Here is an 18599-nt window from a genome sequence, read left to right as displayed (position 1 = left end):
ACTCCCGAATGAGGTTGACGAGCCAGCTTACGCGCATCGCGCACGCGACGTTTCAGCATCAGCCGAAGTGTCGCCGCGCACATGCGATGCAGCGCAGGCGCGACCCGCGCCTGCTCGCTACCTCGAGCGAGACCGTTCAGTTCGATACGGGTTGTCGCCCGTCGAGACCAAGCAGCACGTCCGCCACCGCGTCGGAAAAGCGCATCGTCCGACCGTCGATCAGCACCGCTTCCGGATTCGACGGATCGCGCACCGCGTGCGGCACGCCGTGCGCGAGCAGCACGCGCGCGCAGGCTTCCCAGTCGGCGTCGCCGACGCCAGCCGGTTCGTTGACCGACGCCCAGGACAGCGTACCGAGTGCGTCGCTCCCGAAGCCGTGCGCGTCGCGCCAGCTCGCGCCGTGTTCGAGCAGGAATGTCAGCAGCGCAGCGTCGCCGCGGAACACCGCATGATTGAGCGCGCTCGCGTCCCAGTCGCCGCCGCGCGCGGCGATCGGCCAGCCCAGTTCGACCATCACCTTCACCGCATCGACCGAACCCCACGCAGCCGCATCCGGCAGCAAGCGCAGCCGGTTTTCCGGCAATGCCCGCGGAAGCGCCGGATGCCGGGCCTGGAGGCGCCGTGCATCGGCGGCATCGCCGCGCGCGCACGCCGCGACGAACGCGTCTTCCGCGTCCAGCGGCTCCTCGGCACCGACCGCGCGCAACGCCGCCGCGACGTCGGACAGCCCCGTCTGCATCGCGAGCCGATACGCGCTGACGCCCGCGGCGGTTCGCGCGCGCGGATCGGCGCCGGCCGCCAGCAACGCGGCGACGTGACGTGCCGAGCAACGCACGGCGATCGCGCGCAACAACGGCGCGCCCCACATCTGCGCCGGCCCCGCCCCGGCCGGTTCGTTCGGATCGCCGCCATGCGCGAGCAGCAGTTCGAGCGCGTCGGCATCGGGCATGTCCAGCGCGCGCCGCAGCGCGTTCGTCCCGGTCACCCGCGCACCATGCTCGAGCAGCACGCGCGTGCACGCCGGATTCTCCAGCGAGTGATACAGCGATTCGCCGTCGTTCGGATCGGCGCCGGCTTCCAGGAGCATCGCCGTCAGCACCGGATCGCGAATGACACCGGCGGCGCCGTAAAGCGCCGACAGCGGGCCCGAGTCGTCAGGCGCGGCAAGCGACGCCGGCGGAAAGCGGTTGCCGATCCGCTGGTTCGGGTCGGCGCCGGCGTCGAGCAGATGGCGCGCGCATGCGCGCAACTTCGCGGCGAACGCCGGAATCCGGCCGAGTCGCGAATGCGTCACGGCGACGAGCGGCGGCAGATTCAGCACGCCGTCCGCGCGCGCGACCCATCCGGGGTCGGTGGCCGTGGCCCGCATCAGCGCGTCGAGATCACCGGCCGCACAGGCGACGGTCAGATCGTCGCCGACGAAGTCCGGCTGCTCGCGCAGCAATTGCGCGGCGACGCGCGGCCGTCCTGCATCGACGCCGCCGGTCACGTCGCCGCCATAGGCGACGTCGAGCCAGCGGCGAATCAGCAGCGACCGCTCGTGCCGCGCGAGCGCCTGCGTTTCGACGAACACGCCGAGATCGGCCCACGACGCGAAGCCATATTCGCGCGCGATGCAGGACTGCGCATCGTGCAGCCGCAGGTCGAGCGCGGCGACATCGTCGAGCGTGCGGTTCGCGGCGGCGGGCAGCGAGCGGGCGAAACGCGCGAGCGCGTCCGGGTCGCGCTGCCGGTAAAGGCGCAACAATGCCTTGGCCTGCTTTTTCAGATGATCGGGATGGGCCTTGAGAGGCAGCTTGTTCATGCGCATCCTCGTGCAGAAATGGCTGAAGGTCCGCAATACCGCCAGCACAAAGGACAGGGGGAAAGACTGGAGTTGCTGCCACAGGTGGGTTCAACCCTTTCCGCGGACCCGGAAGCGACCTGCATCGCATGATCGCCATGCTAGGCGAGCGCCGACCGGCTCGTCAACCGTCGCGCCGCGCGCTGGCGGCGACGCTCAGCGCACTCCGCGCACGAGCTGCTTCGTCAGGAAAATGCGCGTATGCCCGGCCGGATAATCCGGCAATTCGCCGAAGCGGACATAACCGCGTTTCTCGTAGAACGGCCGCGCCTGGAAATCGAACGTATCGAGCCACGCGCCATGGCAGCCGCGCGCGACGGCCTCCGCTTCGGCGAGATCCATGATGCGCGTGCCGGCGCCCTGCCCGCGCGCCGCCTCGGGCACCACCAGCAGATCGACGTGCAGCCAGCCGAATGCCGTGCCGCCCCACAGGCCGCCCACTATCGTGCCGTCGGCATCGGTCGCGAGCACGGCCAGCGGCCGGAATTCGTTCGGGCCGACCCGGCTTTCGTTGAACCGGACGAGCGGCGCCACGATCTGCTTGCGCACGTCCGCATCGCCCGCGTCGGTCACCGCGTATCTGAGGGTCATCGGTTGCATCGGAAGGAATCGCGAAAACAGGAGATCGAAGCAGCCGGTACGGTCATACGACGTACGCACCCTTCGCATGCAGCTCGGCTTCGGTGCGTTCGAGCGCGGCGATCGCGTCGCTGCCTTCGAGCGCCAGCAACTGCGCGACCAGCGTCTCGGCCATCGCGTGCGCGGCGACCAGCGACGGAAAGAACGACGGGCTGTCGTGCGTGAAGATCAGTTGCGCGTCCGCATGCAGTGCGATCGGCGACACCGCGCTGTCGGTGATCGCGACGATCTTGCTGCCCTGAGCCTTCGCGGCCTGCGCGACGCGCGTCGCTTCCGCCGAATACGGCGCGAAGCTGACGACCACGGTCACGCTGTGCTTCGCGATCGTGCGCAGCTCCATCTCGAGCGAGCCGGCGACGCCGTTGAGCAGCGACACGGTCGGCCGGAACAGCCGGTAGCCGTACACGAATCCGAACGCGACCGGATAGCACGACCGGAATCCCGCGACGTGGACGTGCGATGCCTTGCGGATCAACTTCGCGGCGTCCGCGAGCGCTTGCTCGTTCTGCGCGGCGGTGGCCGCGAGATTGTGCTGCTGTGCGGCGAGCAGGTCGTGCGCGAGCGACGCCTTCGCGTCGGGGCGTACCAGCGAACGCGCACGCTGCGTGAGCGGCTCGGGACGCGTACGCACGCGCGCGACGCACAGGTCGCGCAGCTCGTTCCAGCCGGGGAAGCCGAATTGCTGCGCAAGCCGCACGAGCGACGCAGGCTGTACCTGCGCGCGCTGCGCGACCTTGCGCATCGACGAAGTGGCGACTTCGTCGGGATGATCGAGCAGAAATGCAGCGCCCGCCTGGAATTGCGGGCTCAGTTCGGAAAATTGCGCCCGGATCCGGGACGCGAGTTCGTCGAAATTGGCGGCCATCTTGGTGAGAACGGGAACCGGTCGCTCATGGTATCACCGGCCCCGCGCGCACCGGTCAGCGCAGCACTTCGACGTGGTCGGCGTCGACCTTCACGCGGCCCGACCACTTGCGCTCGAATTCGCCGGTCACCTTCACTTCGTTCCTGTCGTTCACGGGCTGGCCGGCAGCCCACAGCTTGTCGTCGATCTCGACGCGGATCGTGCCGGTCGCATCGGCGAACTCGTAATCCTCGCCGCCGACGTGCTTGACGATGCGCCCCTGCAACTGCACGTGCTGGTCGTCCTTGCCGTTCGCGAGCAGTTCCTTCACGGTGATGGTGGTCAGCGCGGACGGCCCCGTGTATTGCGCGTAGACGGCGGCGGGCAGCGCGGCGAGCGCGACGGTCAGGATTCGGGCCAGGTGTTTCATGATTGGATTCCCCTTGTTCGACATGGCGCCGCGTCTCGATGAACGCGACGACCCAAGATTACGGACCGTAAGATTAAGCAAACCTGAAGGCGGCGGCGAAGTGACACGGTGCCGCATTGGACGAGTACGAAATGCGGGCCGGCCGCAGGCCTTTAAGCTGGGGCTAAGACACCAGCCTTTATCATGGGAACCCCGGGCGTTCACGCCCACGAAGAGACACGAATCCATGCGCGTACTGCTCGTCGAGGATGATCCGCTGATCGGCAGCGGGCTCGAACAGGGCCTCCGGCAAGAGGGCTTCGCGGTCGACTGGGTGAAGGACGGCGACGCCGCGTCGCTCGCGCTGCGCTCGACCGGCTATGGCCTGCTGCTGCTCGACCTCGGGCTGCCGAACCGCGACGGCCTGTCGGTGCTCGCGTCGCTGCGCCGCCGCGACGAAACGCTGCCCGCCATCATCATCACCGCGCGCGACGGCATCCCGGACCGCATCGCCGGCCTCGACAGCGGCGCCGACGACTACCTCGTCAAGCCGTTCGTGCTCGAGGAACTGCTCGCCCGCATTCGCGCGGTCAACCGTCGCCACGCGGGGCGCGCGCAGACGACGCTCGCGATCGGCCCGCTGCGGCTCGATCCGGTCAAGCACCTGGTGTGGCTCGACGACGACGCAGTCACGCTGTCGCCGAAGGAATTCGTATTGCTGCACGAACTGATGCGCGACCCGGGCGCGGTGATTTCGCGCGAGCAGTTCGAGGAGCGGCTCTATAGCTGGGGCGAAGAAATCGAGAGCAACGCGGTGCAGGTGCACATCCACAACCTGCGCAAGAAACTCGGCCACGACATGATCCGCACGGTGCGCGGCGTCGGCTACCGGATCGGTGACGGCACATGACGCGGCTGCAGCAGGCGATCGCGCGCTGGCGCACCGCGTCGCTGCGGCGGCGCCTGCTGATGTGGCTGCTGCCCGCGGCCTGCGTGATCGGGCTGGTTGCGAGCGCGGGTACCTACTGGGGCGCGCTGCGCGAGCTCGACGACCTGCTCGACGACCAGATGCGCAGCATGTCGAAGCAGATCGTCGTCGGCCCGAACGGCGAGCTGTCGTTCCGCAATCACGGCGACGGCAAGCACGATTTCGAGGCGAACGACCCCGACGCGGTGCTGCTGCAGGTGTGGCGCAACGGCACGCTCGTCTATTCGACCGATCGCGACTCGCCACTGCCGCCGCCCGCGCAGACGGGCATCGCGAGCGTCGACGTCGGCGGCCAGCCGTGGCGCACCTACGTCACCGAACGCGGTGGCACCACGATCCGGCTCGCGCAGGCGCGCCACGCACGCTGGGAAGCGATCGCGGGCATCGCCGTGCATCTGCTGTGGCCGGTATTCTCGATGCTGCCGGTGCTCGCGATCGGGCTGTGGTTCGGCATCGGCGCGGGGCTGCGGCCGCTGCGCACGATCGCGGCCGGGCTGAAGCGCAGGAATGCGAACAATCTCGAACCGGTGGACGTCGCGTCGATGCCGAACGAGGTCCGCCCGCTCGCGGAAGCGATCAACGACCTGCTCGCGCGGCTCGACCGCTCGTTCACGCTGCAGCGGCATTTCATCGCCGATGCCGCGCACGAGCTGCGCACGCCGATCATGGGGCTGTCGATCCAGTCGCAACTGTTGCGGCGCGCGGCGAGCCCCGAAGAACGCGAGCAGATCCTCGCGCAGATCCACGCGGGCACGACGCGCCTCGGCCATCTCGCAGAACAGTTGCTGACGCTCGCGCGCCTCGAACCCGATGCGCAGGCCTCCGCGTCCGCGCCCGTCGATCTCGCCGCGCTGTGCCGCTCGGTGGTCTCCGACCGCGCGCGCGTCGCCGACGCGCACCGCATCGATCTCGGCGCGATCGTATCGTCGCCCGTGATGGCCGCGGGCAATGCGGACACGCTGCGCGTGCTGCTGAACAACCTCGTCGACAATGCGATCCGCTACGCCGGCGACGGTGCGCGCGTCGACGTGTCCGCACGCATCGACGGCGCGACGCCGGTGCTCGAAGTCGCCGACGACGGCCCCGGCATCCCCGAGGCCGAACGGGCCGATGTGTGGGAGCGCTTCTATCGCGGCGAAGGCGCGCAGGCGGCCACGTCGTCGGGCAGCGGGCTCGGGCTGTCGATCGTCAAGCGGATCGCCGAACAGCATCGCGCGACGGTCGCGCTCGGCACGACGCAAGGCGGGCGCGGCTTGACCGTGACGGTGCGGTTCCCCGTGCCGGCCTGACGCGTACCGGCCCGACGCGCATCGCCGCACGGCTTGTCCACAGATTGTGTTGGCAAGCTTGTGGACAACCCGCCGCCAACGACGACAAGCCATTGATCGGAAAGGATTTGGCGGTCGTGCGCAATGAATGCGCCGGACAGGCAAGCGTGATCGCCCCCATCCCCACCCGCGCTTCCATGTCCCGCTTCAAACAGAGGGGCCCGAAATTTCCGGTCCGGCAACAGATCGGCATCGACACGCAACCCGTCGCGCTCGTCAACGTCTTCACGCTCGATCCGGCGAACGATGCGGATTTCCTCGCCGTGCGGAAGGGCAACGCCGGGTTCATGAAACGGCAGCCGGGATTCATTTCGACCCGGCCGCATCGCGCGCCCGGCGACAGTCCGGCCGACTTCAATTGCGCGCCCCGGGAATCGACGGATGCGTTTCGCGCCGCGTTCACGCATCCCGAGTTCGTCGCGAAACGCCCGGCCCGTCCGTCGTCGGCCGTCGCGAGCCCGCACTTGTTCCAGAAGGTCGCGGTAGCCGGCATCTGTACTGCGTGAGCGCACGCGCAAGCCGGCACGCCCCGCGCTTTGCATCCAGTGCCATGCCGGCCGATCGCGCACCCGGACTTCTCCACAGAAAATGTTGGCAAGCTTGTGGATATCCTGCGCACCGCAGCGCTAAGCCCTTGATCCGATGGACTTTGGCACGCGTGATGCAGACGCGGCGCGCGCCGGGCCGTCATACGCGCCGCGTCGCCGCACTTCGCGTCACGATGCCACGCCGGCGATACACGATTCGACCGCCGCAACACTTACCCACAGATTATGTTGGCAAGCTTGTGGATATCGTGCGCATGCATGCGCTAACCCGTTGATCGGACAACGATTCATGCGCCGCGTCACCGTTTCGGCAGCGCGCGGCCGCCGCACGCGCAGAAACGGACGATCCGGCGCGGCAGCGACGCACTGCCCGCACGCCGTCCGCGCCTTGACGCCCCTGCATCCCGCGCGTCAAGATCACCCGAGCGGCACATGGCCCTGCGTCGCCAGCTTCGCGCGTCTGCGCAACGGGCCGGCCGTTCCGCCGGCACTGCACAACGACACATCATTCCGAGGAAGACCATGGAACACTTCACCGCGTGGCAGTTGCTCGTTTCTCTCGTGCTCGTCGCCGTCGTCATCTATCCGTACGTGCGCATCGTTCGGCGCACCGGACATTCGGGCTGGTGGGTTCTGACGATGTTCGTCCCGATCCTGAACTTCGTCATGCTGTGGGTGTTCGCGTTCGCGCGCTGGCCCAACGTCGACGATCGGCAGAGCTGAACGTCTTGCGGGCAACGGCGCCGGCTTGTCCACAGATTGTGTTGGTAAGCATGTGGATAGCCTGCGCATACAGCACCCAAGCGCCTGATCCGAAAGACTTTGTTCGCGCCGCTTCGAATGCGGCACGCGGCGGGCAAGGCCGTGCGCGCGCATCGTCATGCGGCATCACGGTCGCATGCCGTGCGGCCCGCCCAGCTTGTCCACAGATTGTGTTGGCAAGCGTGTGGATAGTCTGCGCATACAGCACCCAAGCGCTTGATCCGAAAGACTTTGTTCACGCTGCTGCGAACCAGGCACGCAGGCTCGTCCGACGCCTGCCGCGCGTGCTCGCGGGCTTGTCCACAATTTTTGTTGGCAAGGATGTGGATATCCTGAGCACGTGTGACCTAAGTCGTTGATCGCACAACGTTTCGACGGGCAGGTCACGTTAGCGGCACGGCATGCATCGACCGCTCGATCACGCACGCCGCGCCACGCCACCCGCTCAGCCGAACGTCGCGACCGCGATGCGCGCGGCCGCGGCGATCACGGCGTCCTTCGCCTTCGCATCGGCACGCGTCTGCGTGTAGTACACCACCAGTACGACCGGCGCACCCGACGGCGGCCACATCACGCCCGCGTCGTTGGTCGTCCCGTAGTCGCCGGTGCCGGTCTTGTCGGCCACCTGCCAGCCGGCCGGCACGCCGGCGCGAATCCGCTTGTCGCCGACCTTGTTGCCGCGCAGCCATGCGACGAGTTGTGCACGCTGCGCGGCAGGCAGCGCGTCGCCGAGCGCGAGCACGCGCAGGCTCGCGGCCATCGCGGCCGGCGTCGTCGTGTCGCGCTGGTCGCCCGGCAACGCGGTATTCAGTTCGGTTTCCCAGCGATCGAGCCGGAACGTGTCGTCGCCGATCGAGCGCGCATATGCCGTCACCGCCGACGGTCCGCCGATCATCTTCATCAGCAGGTTCGCGGCCGAGTTGTCGCTGTATTGAATCGCCGCCTCGCACAGCGCCGCGACGGTCATGCCGGTGCCGACGTGCTTGCTCGACACCGGCGAATAGTTGACGAGGTCGCCCTGCCCGACCATCACGCGCTGCTGCAGCAGCCCCGGACGCTCGACGCTCTGGGCAAGCACCGCCGCACTCAGCATCGCCTTGAACGTGCTGCAGAACGGGAAGCGCTCGCCGGCGCGATGCTGCGCGCGCCGGCCGCTCGCGGTATCGATCGCGCACACGCCGAGACGGCCGCCCGCTGCGTGTTCGAGCGCGGCGAACGACGTCGCGGACGACATGTCCTGCGCGGCGGCGGGCGGCGACGACGCGCACGCGGCGACGGTCAGGACGAGCGGCGCCGCCGCCGCGGCCAGCAACAGGGTTCGACGTTGCGAGGAGTAGGTCATGTCAGTCTCTCGTGGTGGAATGGATGCAAAACGGCCGGCCGGCGAGACAGCACTATCGTGACTTTACGGTTGCCTGACAAGCAACGATAATTGAGCGCTGACAAAAGAATTTCTTATGACCAAGCTCCGACCTCATCTTCCGCTGAATGCATTGCGCGCGTTCGAATCGTCGGCGCGCCACCTGAACTTCACGCGCGCCGGCCTCGAGCTGAGCGTGACCCAGGCCGCGGTCAGCCAGCAAGTGCGCTCGCTCGAGGAGCGGCTGGGCTGCACGCTGTTCACGCGCCTGCCGCGCGGCCTCGGGCTGACCGACGAAGGACGCGCGCTGCTGCCGGTGCTCAGCGACGCGTTCAGCCGGATCGAGACCGTGCTCAAGCAGTTCGAGGGCGGACGCTTCCACGAGGTGCTGACGCTCGGCGCGGTCGGCACCTTTGCCATAGGCTGGCTAATGCCACGACTGAAACGGTTCGGCGATACGCACCCGTTCGTCGAACTGCGGCTGCGGACCAACAACAACGTCGTCGACCTCGCGGCCGAAGGGCTCGATTTCGCGATCCGCTTCGGCGAGGGCAACTGGCCCGCGACGCGCAACGAGCGCCTGCTCGACGCGCCGCTCACCGCGCTGTGTGCGCCCGAAATCGCGCGGCGTCTCGCGCAGCCGGCCGATCTCGCGAACGAAACGCTGCTGCGCTCGTACCGCACCGACGAATGGCTCGGCTGGTTCGACGCCGCGCAGCTCGAACCGTGGCCGGTCAACGGGCCCGTGTTCGATTCGTCCCGGCTGATGGTCGAGGCCGCGATGCAGGGTGCAGGCATCGCGCTCGCGCCGGCCTGCATGTTCGCGCGCGAACTGCAGCTCGGCCTGCTCGCACGTCCGCTCGACATCGACGTGCGCGCGGGCGGCTACTGGCTCACGTCGCTGAAGTCGAAGCCGCTCACGCCCGCGATGACGCTATTTCGCGACTGGATCACGGCGGAATCGGCCGAGGCCAGCGCGACGCCGGCCGAATGACCGGAGCCGCTTGTCCACAGAAAATGTTGGCAAGGATGTGGATATCCTGGGTACCCGGGGCCTAACTCGTTGATCACGCACGCATTAACGTGCCGACGCACGCATCGGGCAGCCCCGCCGCACGGGCGTCCGGGCGACTTCCTCCGCACGCGCGATCATCAACCATCGAGAAGCAATCACGTCAGACTTATCCACAGATTTTGTTGGCAAGCCTGTGGATATTCCGCTCGATCGATGCGTAACATATTGAAACAAAAGAGGATTCGGTAGATCGCAGTCGAAAGGTCAATGATGCGACACCGATTGACGCCCTCACGGCACGCATTGCACGGCCGATTCTGGGGGCCGGTTCTCCACAGATTTTGTTGGCAAGCTTGTGGATATCCTGAGCACCACCCGTCTAAGTCATTGAGCACACGGGGTTTTGTGCGCGTCATGCAGGATCGGGCAGCGTCGGCGCGGGCCATGCGGCCGACGCCGGCGCTGCCGGTTCGTCAGTGCCGGTCGAGCGCGCCGCGCAATTCGCTCGCCTTGTCGCGCAGCGCCTCGTAGCCAGAGCGTGCATGTTCGGGGAGATCGGGATCGCCGATCAGCGCGCCGAGCGTTTCGATCAGGCTGAACAGGATGCCTTTCGCCGCGCCTGCCGCGATGCTCTGCGACTCGATCGACTTGTGCAGGTGGTCGACTGCCGCTTCGAGATTCTCGAGGTTCTGCTCGCGATCGTCGGGCCGATTGTCGGTCGTCATCGTATGTACCTCCGCCATCGTTCAAGGGTCATGTCACGATTCTATGCCGCTGCGCACGGTCGTGGCGCGACATTGCGCAACGTCCGTGCGCCCGCCCGGGCTACAGCACCGCGACCACCTTCACGCGCCCCGGCTGCCCCGCCGCCGCGACCACCTGGCCGTCGACACGGCGGAACGTCAGCGACACGGTTTCGTCGCCCACGCGCAGCTCGTCGATACGCAACCAGTCGACGCCTTCCGGCAGCGCGGGACGCTCGACGCGCACCTCGTGGCGCGCCGCATCGACGCTCACGCCGAGACACGCCTGCAGCATCATGAACGGCGCACCGGCCGCCCACGCCTGCGGCAGGCAGGCCACCGGATAGGCGGTCGGCGGTTCGCCGCGCCGGCGCGGGAATCCGCAGAACAGCTCCGGCAGCCGCATCTCGAAGCTCACCGCGGCTTCGAACAGCGCGCGCAGCAGGTTCACCGCGGCCGTCTTGTCGCCGTAGCGCGCGAGCCCGCGCGCGATCAACGCATTGTCGTGCGGCCACACCGAACCGTTGTGATACGCCATCGGGTTGAAGCGCGGCTGGCCGGCCGCGAGCGTGCGGATGCCCCAGCCCGTCTGGAACAGCGTCGAGCCGAGCACGCCGGCGACTTGCGCGCCGCGCTCGGCATCGGGCAGCCCGAACGCGAGCAGATGGCCCGCGTTCGACGCGAACACGCGGCACAGGTCGCCGTGACCGTCGAGCGCGATCCCGTAGAACTTGCCTTCCGGCATCCAGAACAGCGCTTCGACCTGGTCGCGCAGCGTCTTCGCGCGCAGCGCATAACGCGTCGCATCGGCCGCATGGCCGCGCCGGTGCGAGCACGCGGCCATCGCATCGAGCGCCGCGCACGCATACGCCTGCACTTCGACGAGCGCGATCGGCCCGTCGGGGAAGCGGCCGTCCGCGTGAAACACCGAATCGTGACTGTCCTTCCAGCCCTGGTTCGCGAGGCCGCGCTCCGACGTGCGCTGGTAATCGAGCAGCCCGTACGGATTGCGATCGCACTTGTCGGTTACCCACTGCGCGGCGCGCTCGAGCGCTGGCCACAGCTCGTCGATCAGCGCATCGTCGCCGGTGTGTTCGACATAGGCGCCCGCGAGCACGATGAACAACGGAGTCGTGTCGACGCCGCCGTAATACAGCGCGAACGGCACCTCGCCCGTCGCGGCCATCTCGCTGCGGCGGAACTCGTGCATGATCTTGCCGGGCTCCGCATCGCGGAACGCGGACGTCTCGCGCGCCTGGTGCTCAGCGAGAAACCGCAGCACGCCGCGCGCGAGCGACGGCTGCAGCCACAGCATCTGCAGCGACGTGATCACCGCGTCGCGGCCGAACGGCGTCGAGAACCACGGAATGCCCGCATACGGATACGGGCCGGTGTCGAGCTGGGTCGTCAGCAGCCCGAGATCCGCGAGCGAGCGGTCGAGCCACGCGTCGAACAGCGGATTGCCGGTGTTCACGCGCGCCATCGTCTCGCGGCGCGAGCGCATCTCGCGATGCACGCCGACGAGCGCGGTGCGCAGCGCGACGCGACCGCATCCCGGGCCTGCGCCGTCGTGCGCCGAACCGAGCGTCGCGTCGACGGTCAGGTAGATCGAGATGCACGCCTGCGCGGCGATCGTCAGCGTGTAGTCGGCGCGGTCGACCGACAGCGCGTCGGGCGCCGGCGAGAAATGCACCGTCACGTTGCGTTCGACGCCGTCGAGGCCATCGTAGCGCAGCCGCGCCGCGCCTTCGTCGACGCGCGGCGCGGCCACGGTTCCGCGCTTCGGGCGCTGCGTGCCGCGCACTTCGAACATGTCCTTGAAATCCGCTGCGAACGACAGCGACAGCGGCACCTCGGCCTCGCTCGCACCGTAGTTCGTCAGCGTCAGCGCTTCGTAAAGCACGTCGCCCGCGAGGACGCGCGTCCGTTCGATATGGATCACGCCCTCGGGCGTTTCGTGGCCGCCGAGCGGCGGCAGCGGACGGTTCGTCAGGTGCGCGGTGAACGACGCGTTGTCGGCGCTCGTCGCGCCCGACAGCAGCGACGGCGCGCGGCCGCCGAAGGTCAGGCGCCATTTCGACAGCACGCGCATGTCGTCGACGAACAGGCCGTCGTCGTGACCGCCGATGTCGCCGAGCGCATCGCTGACCACGAATGCGTCGCCGGATTTCAATACGTACTGGTTGTTGCGCGCGAGCGCCTGCGGGTCGGCTTCGGGCGCGATGAAGGCGGGCCCCGACGCCTGGGTCGGGGGGGCCGGCGCGGCTTGCGGCGCCTGCGTCGTGGTGGCTTCGGCGTGATTCGGCATCGATGCTCCTGTGTCGAGACGCAACGCGCGGTGCGCGTCGCGTGTTTCGCACAGGATAGGCCAGAACGGGGAGCGCGCGCAGCGACGCGCCGCGCGTCGCGGGGCACCGCATGCGCGCGCGGGTTACGCGCCGGCCAGAACTTCCGGAGGATATTGCCGAGCATCGCGTTGCCGCGAGCAATCGGCACGCTCGACACCTGGCACGGCGCGCAGTCGTTCCGCGAACGTGAATGCCGACGAAAGTCGCACGCCGCACGATGCCCAAAGTCCCGACAATCGCGAATCGTGCGATACCGGTGCACCGCGATCCATTAGCGCGAATGAAAAGTCACGGCCGAATCGACGCAGAAAAGGCGAAAAGACGCGCAACAGAAACGAACTAGTCGACGTGAACCGAATCCCGGCAGGCACCGCCTCATGAAAACAGGCGCATCAGGTAAAGCATCGGCCGGAACGATATCGGCCGCGCATCGGGGTTCAGCCACAGGCGCAGCGCGTAGATCGCATACGCCGGCACCTCCCGCCAGCTCGAATAGACATCGCGCAACTGGAAGCGGCGCGGATACGCGGCCGAGATGTCCGCGCGCGCGATGCCGACCCGCTCGAATGCGAGGCGCGCCCGTGCGAGGTGGTAATACTGGCTGACGATCAGCACGCGCGACAGGCCATGCGCTTGCAGATAGGCGCGCGCGTGCTGCGCGGTCGCGAGTGTGTTGTCGCCCTGGTCGTCGACGGCGATCCGCTCGGCCGGCACGCCGCGCGCGACCAGGTAGTCGCGCATCGCGGTCGCCTCGTTCAGCCCGGGGCCATCGAGCGCGCCGCTGACGAGAAACGCCGGACACTGCCCGGTGCGATAGCACTGCACGCCGACGTCGAGCCGCGCCGCGAGCACCGGTTTCGGCGCACCGCTGTCGTCGAGCGCGTTGCCGAAGATCACGGCGACATCGCACGGCCTGCTCGGCATCCGCATCCCGTATCCGACGAGCGCGACGGCCGCGACCACCCACAGGCAGGCGAAAACGGCCAGCACACGGCCGATGCGGGCTACGCGGCCCCGCCCGGGACGCTCGTTCAACATGGTCGGACTCCTGGAAAGATGCGCGGCCGGCTCGTCCGGCACGCGGCCCGGCATGCTGCCACGGCGCGCGCGCACGTGTCCAGGTATCGATGTCAGCGGGAAGTCGCGATGCCGGACGAAGCCCGCGTCGTTCGGGCGCGCGGATGTTCGGTATTCGAAAGACTTTGAACGAATGTTGCCGGGGGGCCATGTACGGCGCCCGTCTCAATCCACCGGGCACATCGCGAGCCGCCCCATCGCCTCGCCGGCGCCGCGCACCGCGCAGGTGGCCGGCTCGTCCGCGATCCGCGCGGTCAGGCCGGTCTCGTCGTACAGCAGGCGTTCGAGATCCGCGAGCAGCGCGCCGCCGCCCGTCAGCACCACGCCGCGATCCGCGATGTCGGTCACGAGTTCGGCCGGCGCGTTTTCCAGCACCGATTTCACCGCGCGGATCACCTGCTTGAGCGGCGCGGCGAGCGCCTCCGCCACATCGTGATTGGACAGCTCGACGGAGCGCGGCAGGCCGTCCTCGACGCTGCGTCCGACCGCGCGCGTCGACGTGCGTGGCACCGCGCTGGTGGCCGAGCCGATCGTCTTCTTCACGTGCTCGGCGGTCTGTTCGCCGAGCAGCACGCCGTACAGGTTGCGCACATGGTTGACGAGCGCCGCATCGAACTGGTTGCCGCCGACGCGAATCGCCTCGCGGTACACGATGCCACCGAGCGCGATCACCGCGACTTCGGTCGTCCCGCCGCCGATGTCCACGACCATCGAGCCGACCGGCTCGGTCACCGGGAGGCCCGCGCCGAGCCCTGCGGCCAGCGATTCCTCGATCAGTTCGACATCCGATACACCGGCCGCGAACGCGGCTTCGCGGATCGCGCGGCGCTCGACGGCCGTCGCGTCCGACGGCACGCACAGCGTGACCTCGACGCGGCGGCCAAAGCGCGAGCGCGTGCGCGACATGTCGATGAAGCGGCGGATCATCTGCTCGGCGGCGTGCGCGTCGGCGATCACGCCGTGCTGCATGGGCCGCACGGCCTCCAGATGGCCCGGCTCGCGGCCAAGCAGCGCCTTCGCGAGTTCGCCGACCGCTTCGAGCGTCGGCCGCGCGTCGGACGCGCCGGCCTTGCGAAAGCACACGACCGACGGCTGGTTCAGCACCACGCCGCGCTCGTGCGTATAGATCCGCGTACTTGCCGTTCCAGGGTCGATCGCAACGGGTTGCGCAAACAACTTTCCGAACAGCGGTGTCGACATATCGAGCCTTTTTTTGGACGAACGGGCCGCAACGGCCAGGCCGCATCCCCGCGGCGCGCCTTTGCCGCCCATCCCGCCTGGCGGCAAATCGTTCCGATACTTTAGGCAATTCCGACGATTTTTTCGCGACGAAATTGCCGAAAACGCGTTTTGCGACATGCCCGACTACGCATCGCGCCCCTCGCGTTGCGTCCGTAAAACACGGTACTCTCTCGGTCTTGCCTGCTCCCTGGCAGGCGTCCCATGCCGATCACGCCAGATACTCCACCATGACAGCGACCGCTTCTCTCCGCTGGCTGGGGGTGCGCCAGCTCGGCGCGACACTCGTCGCGCTCTGGTGCTGCACCGTCGCCGCGCAGCCCTCGCCGGCCGCCGACACTGCCACCCGCGCCGCCACCGCCGCCACTGCGCCGGCAACCGCACCCGGCGCCGCCGCGCCCGCGCCGACCTGCACGGCCGACGGCGGCCCGGCCGGACGTCCGTCGGTCGGCCTTGTGCTGTCCGGCGGCGGCGCACGCGGCTATGCGCACCTCGGCGTGCTGAAGGTGCTGGAAGAGAACCGCATTCCGATCGACTGTATCGCGGGCACCAGCATGGGCGCCGTGGTCGGCGGCCTGTATGCGAGCGGGATGGCAGCCGACGAGATGCAGAAGCGGCTGTCGGAGGTGAACCTCGCGGATATCGCGTTCGACGTGACCGATCGCGCGGACCTGCCGCAAAGCAGCCGCGAGGACGAGCGCCTTTACATCAACGGGCTCACGCTCGGTTTCGGCAAGAAAGGCGTGAAGGCGCCGGTCGGCCTCGTGCAGGGCAACCGGCTGCAGGCGCTGCTCGCGAACTGGACGGCCGCCGTGCCGACCAACCAGCCGTTCGACCAGTTGCCAATTCCGTATCGCGCGGTCGCGACCGACCTGCAGACCGGCCAGATGGTCGTGCTGGACCACGGCTCGCTGCCGCTCGCGATCCGCGCGAGCATGGCGATGCCCGGCCTGTTCGCGCCGGCCGAGATCAACGGCCGCGCGCTCGTCGACGGCGGCCTCGTCAGCAACCTGCCGGTCGACACCGCGCGGCAGATGGGCGCGAAGGTCGTGATCGCCGTCGACATCGGCTCGCAGTTGCGCCCGCTCGACGCGCTCGCGTCGCCGGCCGACGTGATGCAGCAGATGGTCGGCATCCTGATCCGCCAGAACGTGACGTCGCAGCGCAAGCAGCTCGACGCGCAGGACATCCTGCTCACGCCCGACCTTGGCTCGCTCGCATTCACCGATTTCCAGAACGCTCGCCAGGCGATCGCCGCCGGCGCGGCCGCCGCGACCGCGGCGCTGCCGCGGCTCAAGCGCTTCGCGCTCACACCGGAGCAGTACGCGGTGTACCGCTCCGCGCATGCGCAACCGCTGCCGCCGCCGATCCGTATCACGCGCATCGACATCAAGACGACCGGCGGCGTGCCGAAGCGCGTCGTTGCCGACGCGCTGCACGTGAAGCCGGGCGACACCTACGATCCGGCAACCGTCAGCCAGGATCTGCTCGGGCTGACGACCGGCGGCAATTTCGAGAGCGTGACGCAGCAGATCGTGAGCCACGGCGACGACAACGTGCTCGAAATCAACGCGCGCGAGAAATACTGGGGGCCGAATTTCCTGCTGTTCGGCGTCGGGATGTCGAGCAGTTCGACCGACGAAGGAGGCTTCCGCCTGCACGTCGGCTACCGGCGGCCGTGGCTCACCGAATCGGGCCTCGAGTTCCGCGCGGATACGACGATCGGCAGCGACCTGCAGTCGGCGCGCGTCGAGTTGCGCCAGCCGTTGTCGTCGACGTACGGCTATTACCTCTCGCCGTACGCCGAATATCAACGCCGCTACGCGAACCTGTACGACGACAGCGGCGAGGTGAAACTGAACCAGTACCTGATGCAGACGGCGCGCGCCGGGATCGACTTCGGCCTGCCGCTCGCCCGCCTCGGCGACTTCCGGATCGGCCTCGGCTACGCGACCGGTCACGGCTCGCCCAACTACAACCTGCCGTCGGCCGCCGACGAAGACGGCGGCTCGACGCTGCTGTGGCCGAGCTTCACGTCGCAGGCCCTGACCGCCCGCGCGCGGCTCGTCATCGACCAGCTCGACGATCCGATGTTCCCGCGCCGCGGGTACTACACGGAGTTCCGCGTCGAGCGCTCGCTGCTGTCGCACAACAGCGAGTCGGCGATGCTCTTCGGCGGCGACAACCGACCATACACCGAGCTCTACGGCAAGGCGATGATCGCGCAGCAGTTCGGCCGGCACAGCATCAGCGCAACGATCGAGGGCGGCAAGAGCATCGGCGGCACCAACCTGATCAACGCGTTCAACTTCACGCTCGGCGGTTTCCAGCATCTGGCCGCCTACGCGGCCGACCAGTTGAACGGCAACGCGCTCGCATACGGCAACGTGACCTACATGAATCAGTTGATGACGTTCAACGCGTCGCCGGTCAAGGCGCTGTCGATCGGCGCCAGCGCGGAAGTCGGCAACGTGTGGTCGAGCGGCGAGCAGATCGGCGGCGGCACGCTCAAGCAGAGCTATACGTTCTTCACGAGCCTGTCGACCGCGTTCGGCCCCGTGTACATGGGCGTCGCGCTCGCACCGGGCGGCCGGCGCAACATTTACCTGCAGCTCGGCCGCACGTATTGAGCGATCGCGGATGCCGCCACGGCGGCACCCGCGCATGCGGCGCGTCGCGCGCATGCCTCGATCAGAAGTCCGCGGCCATCGCCGCCGCGCACGCTTGCGCGCGTTCGATGCTGTCTTGCGCCCGGGCATTCCACGTGTGTTCGACACTCACGCTGCTGACCTCGCGCACGCCGATGAACTTCAGCCAGAACTCGATGTAGTCCGCCTGATGCCGGAATCCGGGATTGCCGGCATCCGCGCCGGTTTCCTGGCTCTGTCCGCGAACATGGATGACCAGCGCGCGCGCAATCTTCAGCAGCGGGCCGTACGCGCTGCCGTCGAACGTGAAGAGCATGTTCCGCTGACTGACGAGATCGATCAGTTGCTTGAGCTTGTACGGATAGCCGAAATTCCACATCGGCACGCCGACGACGATCCGGTCGGCCGCCTGAAACCGCCTCACGAGCGCCTGGATCCGCAGCCATGTCGCCTGCTCGGCCGCATCCATCGGCTCGTTCGCGACGCCTTTGTACTTGGCGCCGATCGCGTCGCTGTCAAAATCCGGCAAGTTTTCTTCCCATACGTTCAGCGTATCGACGTCGACCGATTCGTGCGTGTTGCGGCACGCGTCGACGAATGCGTTGGCGACCGCGATCGAAGCCGACCTTGCGCCGCGGGGAGAGGAAACGATATTCAGTAGCCGCATGATGCGTGATCCCGACAGGAATGCATGAACGAAGGACGGCAAGCGCGGCCGCCCCGGCCTCACTGCTGCTGCGCAGGCCGCCTGCTTCATGCTTTCAGGGGGCTGCCCGCGAAATAATTGCAAATGCAATCGTATAGCAAG

At 68.1% G+C, this 18599-nt stretch carries 16 protein-coding genes; 6 read left to right on the top strand and 10 right to left on the bottom strand.

The window, feature by feature from the left end:
• Window positions 1-136: 136 nt before the first annotated feature.
• From J7024_RS05725 to J7024_RS05710, 4 genes are all read right to left on the bottom strand, one after another.
• Window positions 137-1804, bottom strand: coding sequence for an ankyrin repeat domain-containing protein (locus tag J7024_RS05725; RefSeq protein WP_124830032.1), 1668 nt, complete (start codon window positions 1802-1804; stop codon window positions 137-139).
• Window positions 1805-1999: 195 nt separating this feature from the next.
• Window positions 2000-2434: a GNAT family N-acetyltransferase gene (locus J7024_RS05720; RefSeq protein ID WP_124830031.1), complete on the bottom strand. Its 435-nt coding sequence runs from the start codon at window positions 2432-2434 to the stop codon at window positions 2000-2002.
• Between the two features lie 52 nt (window positions 2435-2486).
• On the bottom strand, window positions 2487-3347 hold the full coding sequence (locus J7024_RS05715) for a MurR/RpiR family transcriptional regulator (protein ID WP_124830030.1): 861 nt from the start codon (window positions 3345-3347) through the stop codon (window positions 2487-2489).
• Between the two features lie 55 nt (window positions 3348-3402).
• On the bottom strand, window positions 3403-3756 hold the full coding sequence (locus J7024_RS05710) for a YgiW/YdeI family stress tolerance OB fold protein (RefSeq protein ID WP_124830029.1): 354 nt from the start codon (window positions 3754-3756) through the stop codon (window positions 3403-3405).
• Between the two features lie 226 nt (window positions 3757-3982).
• Between J7024_RS05710 and J7024_RS05705 the strand changes: the two genes are divergently transcribed.
• The 4 genes from J7024_RS05705 (at window position 3983) to J7024_RS05690 (ending at window position 7322) form a co-directional block, all read left to right on the top strand.
• Complete coding sequence (locus tag J7024_RS05705; protein WP_124830028.1) at window positions 3983-4645, top strand: response regulator; 663 nt, start codon at window positions 3983-3985, stop codon at window positions 4643-4645.
• A complete protein-coding gene (locus tag J7024_RS05700) occupies window positions 4642-6012 on the top strand; it encodes an ATP-binding protein (protein WP_124830027.1) in 1371 nt (456 codons plus the stop codon). The genes J7024_RS05705 and J7024_RS05700 overlap by 4 nt, the downstream gene beginning before the upstream one ends.
• Before the next feature lie 176 nt (window positions 6013-6188).
• Window positions 6189-6557, top strand: a complete 369-nt coding sequence (locus J7024_RS05695; protein ID WP_124830082.1) for an antibiotic biosynthesis monooxygenase family protein — start codon at window positions 6189-6191, stop codon at window positions 6555-6557.
• A gap of 564 nt (window positions 6558-7121) precedes the next feature.
• A complete protein-coding gene (locus J7024_RS05690; protein ID WP_124830026.1) occupies window positions 7122-7322 on the top strand; it encodes a hypothetical protein in 201 nt (66 codons plus the stop codon).
• Between the two features lie 484 nt (window positions 7323-7806).
• Here the strand turns inward: J7024_RS05690 and blaPEN-bcc are convergent, their stop codons facing one another.
• Window positions 7807-8703 (bottom strand): PEN family class A beta-lactamase, Bcc-type, encoded by an 897-nt coding sequence (blaPEN-bcc, locus tag J7024_RS05685; protein WP_175751892.1) that lies wholly within the window; start codon window positions 8701-8703, stop codon window positions 7807-7809.
• 115 nt (window positions 8704-8818) lie between these two features.
• Between blaPEN-bcc and penR the strand changes: the two genes are divergently transcribed.
• Window positions 8819-9715: a beta-lactamase transcriptional regulator PenR gene (gene penR / locus J7024_RS05680; protein ID WP_124830024.1), complete on the top strand. Its 897-nt coding sequence runs from the start codon at window positions 8819-8821 to the stop codon at window positions 9713-9715.
• A gap of 494 nt (window positions 9716-10209) precedes the next feature.
• On the opposite strand, the gene J7024_RS05675 is transcribed toward penR, so the two are convergent.
• The 4 genes from J7024_RS05675 to J7024_RS05660 form a co-directional block, all read right to left on the bottom strand.
• Window positions 10210-10461: a hypothetical protein gene (locus J7024_RS05675; protein ID WP_096502015.1), complete on the bottom strand. Its 252-nt coding sequence runs from the start codon at window positions 10459-10461 to the stop codon at window positions 10210-10212.
• Window positions 10462-10561: 100 nt separating this feature from the next.
• Window positions 10562-12787, bottom strand: coding sequence for an amylo-alpha-1,6-glucosidase (locus J7024_RS05670; RefSeq protein ID WP_175751890.1), 2226 nt, complete (start codon window positions 12785-12787; stop codon window positions 10562-10564).
• A gap of 415 nt (window positions 12788-13202) precedes the next feature.
• Complete coding sequence (locus J7024_RS05665; protein ID WP_124830022.1) at window positions 13203-13865, bottom strand: YdcF family protein; 663 nt, start codon at window positions 13863-13865, stop codon at window positions 13203-13205.
• Between the two features lie 204 nt (window positions 13866-14069).
• A complete protein-coding gene (locus J7024_RS05660) occupies window positions 14070-15104 on the bottom strand; it encodes a rod shape-determining protein (protein WP_124830021.1) in 1035 nt (344 codons plus the stop codon).
• A gap of 269 nt (window positions 15105-15373) precedes the next feature.
• Between J7024_RS05660 and J7024_RS05655 the strand changes: the two genes are divergently transcribed.
• Complete coding sequence (locus tag J7024_RS05655; protein WP_175751888.1) at window positions 15374-17773, top strand: patatin-like phospholipase family protein; 2400 nt, start codon at window positions 15374-15376, stop codon at window positions 17771-17773.
• A 61-nt stretch (window positions 17774-17834) separates the two neighbouring features.
• Here the strand turns inward: J7024_RS05655 and J7024_RS05650 are convergent, their stop codons facing one another.
• The gene (locus tag J7024_RS05650) at window positions 17835-18458 is read right to left on the bottom strand and encodes an FMN-dependent NADH-azoreductase (RefSeq protein ID WP_124830019.1); all 624 of its coding nucleotides are present in this window, start codon (window positions 18456-18458) and stop codon (window positions 17835-17837) included.
• Window positions 18459-18599: the final 141 nt, after the last annotated feature.

The sequence above is a fragment of the Burkholderia sp. WTPI3 genome (genome assembly GCF_021483755.1).
Lineage (GTDB): Bacteria > Pseudomonadota > Gammaproteobacteria > Burkholderiales > Burkholderiaceae > Burkholderia.
This window is presented reverse-complemented; position numbering and strand designations above follow the sequence as displayed.